Annotated in this window: 2 protein-coding genes; both read right to left on the bottom strand. The window is 72.1% G+C overall.

What is annotated here, in order from left to right:
* On the bottom strand, nt 1-1,392 hold a 1,392-nt coding region (locus tag BM536_RS16510), incomplete at its 3' end, for a PrsW family intramembrane metalloprotease (RefSeq protein ID WP_079275300.1).
* Between the two features lie 72 nt (nt 1,393-1,464).
* Nucleotides 1,465-2,301, bottom strand: a complete 837-nt coding sequence (gene trmB / locus BM536_RS16505) for a tRNA (guanosine(46)-N7)-methyltransferase TrmB (protein WP_211362887.1) — start codon at nt 2,299-2,301, stop codon at nt 1,465-1,467.
* Nucleotides 2,302-2,637 lie beyond the last annotated feature (336 nt).

Raw genomic sequence — 2,637 nt, 5'->3', positions numbered from 1 at the left:
GGCGGGCTGGGGGTACGGGGTGTACGAGGCCTGCGGCTGGGGTGAGGCGTACCCGGGGTACCCGTAGTACCCGGGCTGCGAGGGCACCGCCCCCATGGGATACCCGTACCCTCCGTACCCCCCGTGCATCCCGTACGCCCCGTACACCGGCAGGGGCGCGGTCAGTCGGGACGCGTGCTCCAGCGCGGGCCGGGCCACCTCCCTGCGCCGCCACAGCTCGTTCAACAACTCCCGCTCCCGTACGACGAAGTCGGCGCCGCCCCGCCCGTTCCGCCCGCGGTGCCGCAGGAACGCGAGGGACGTGGCGTAGGCCTCGTACTGAGCGACCGTCCGCGCCGCCGGCCTGCCCAGATGCCGGCGGGCGTACTGCCGGGCCACCCTGCGCGCCCGCATCGAGCCGAGGGCGTACGGCTCGGCCGGGCTGAGCCAGCCGGCGGCCGTGTACGCGGGCAACTCGTCGCGCACGGTGCCCAGCTCGCGCTGGCGCGTCCACACCACCAGCCAGGTCAGCACTCCGAACGCCGGCACCATGAAGGCCCCGTACACGGCGAAGAAGCCCCAGTCGCCGAAGGTCGCCGAGCCGTTCCACAGGGCGTGCATGAGCATCGCGAGCAACAGGCCGCACAGGGGGAGCACCACGCGTCGCACGCGCTGGCGTTCGCCGGACAGTGCGGCGATGCCGAAGCCGAGGCCGGTCAGGACCGTGAACAGGGGGTGTGCGAACGGCGACATGATCACGCGCACGAAGAACGTCGCGACGGTGACGGAGGCGATGCCGCCGTCCCCGGTGAGCTGGTCGGTGCCGAAGGCGTTGCCGAGGTAGAGGATGTTCTCGGTGAACGCGAAGCCGGTGGCGGTGACCCCGGCTATCACCACCCCGTCGACGATTCCGGTGAAGTCCCGCCTGCGGAACAGGAACACGAGGAGGATGGCCGCCGCCTTGGCGGACTCCTCGACGACGGGCGCGATGACCGTCGCGCCCAGGGTGTCGGCGTGGGCGGGGTCGGCCGTCGCCGTCGCTATCCAGCGGACCGCGAAGCTGTTCGCGACGATCGCTATCAGCGCCGCCGCGCACGCGCCCCAGGCGAAGGTGAACACCAGATTCCGCCAGGGGCCGGGCTCCACCCGGTCGAGCCAGCGGAAGGCGGCTATGAGGAGGGGGACGGGAAGCACCGCGAGGCCCAGTCCGACCAGGAACCCCTCCGTGCCCGTCTGCTCACGGACCAGGGCGAGGATCACCAGCCCCGACAGGACGAGCAGTGTGATCAGCGCCCCGTAACGGACCCACTTGTGCTGCCACCAGTGCGCGTGCCGCAGCACACCGCCCTCGGCCGGGCCGCCGGGCTGCGGCGGGTGCGGGGGAAGCGGTGGGAACGGGGAACTGGTGGCCACGGCATCGACCCTAACGAGGGAGAGGACGGTGGTGGAGGCAATTACGGCTGGTCAGTGATCCCGTATGGCTGCTCAGTGATCCCGGCGACCCTCGTGCTGTACGCGGCGGAAGAGCAGGTCGTTCACCACATGACCCTTGTCCAGCCCCTGTCCCTCGAAACGGGTGAGTGGCCGGAAGTCGGGACGCGGCGCGAAACCGCCGTCCGCCCGGGTGTTGGCGAAGCAGGGGTGCGCGGTGAGCACCTCGAGCATCTGCTCCGCGTACGGCTCCCAGTCGGTCGCGCAGTGCACGAGCGCGCCCGGTCTCAGCCGGGTCGCGGCCAGGCTGAGGAACTCCGGCTGGATGAGGCGCCGCTTGTGATGGCGCTTCTTGGGCCAGGGGTCGGGGAAGTAGACGCGCAGGCCGTCGAGGGAGTCCGGGGGGAGCATCTCGCGCAGCAGGATGATCGCGTCGCCGTTGGCCACGCGGACGTTCTTCAGGCCGGTCTGCTCCGCCAGGTTGAGGAGATTGCCCTGGCCGGGGGTGTGGACGTCCACGGCGAGGATGTTCGTCTCCGGGTCGGCGGCGGCCATCTGGGCGGTCGCCTCGCCCATACCGAAGCCGATCTCCAGGACGACCGAGTTGTCGTTGCCGAACAGGTCGGCCAGGTCGACGCCGTGTCCGTCGATGTCCAGGCCCCACTTCGCCCACAGCCGCTGGAGCGCGTCGGCCTGTCCGGCGGTCACCCGGCTGCGGCGCGGCTGGAAACTCCTGATCCGCCGCTCGAAATGCGACCCCGCGGGATCGGCCCTCGGACCGTCGGGGAAGCGCGGCTCGCCCTTGGCGCGGGTACGGCGGACGGACTCGCCGGGGTGATGATCACCGGGGGCGGGCCTGGGAGGTTCTGGGGTACTCAGCGAATCAGACACAGTGGGGTCGATTTTACGGGCGCCGGAGGGGGTGGGTCGGGCCGGTGGGATTGCGTACGGGTGGGGGGCGGTCACCGTGGCGCCGGCGCCCGTCTACTCCGCGTCAGCGCTTCCAGTGCCGTGCCGGTCACCCCTCGGCCGATCGGCAGGGAGGCCGACGCGCGCGGGAGGGGCTACCGGGGCCGGTGGGAGTGCGTACGGGTGGGGGGGCGGTCACCGTGGCGCCGGCGCCCGTCTACTCCGGCCCCAGCGCTTCCAGCGCCCTGCCGCCACCTCTCGGCCGATCGGCAGGGAGGGCGACGCCGCGGGGGAGGGGGTACCGGGGGCCGGTGGGAG

The sequence above is a fragment of the Streptomyces phaeoluteigriseus genome, assembly GCF_001896135.2.
GTDB lineage: Bacteria > Actinomycetota > Actinomycetes > Streptomycetales > Streptomycetaceae > Streptomyces > Streptomyces phaeoluteigriseus.
Note: the sequence above shows the minus strand (reverse complement) of the source record. Positions and strands in the feature narration are given on the sequence as shown.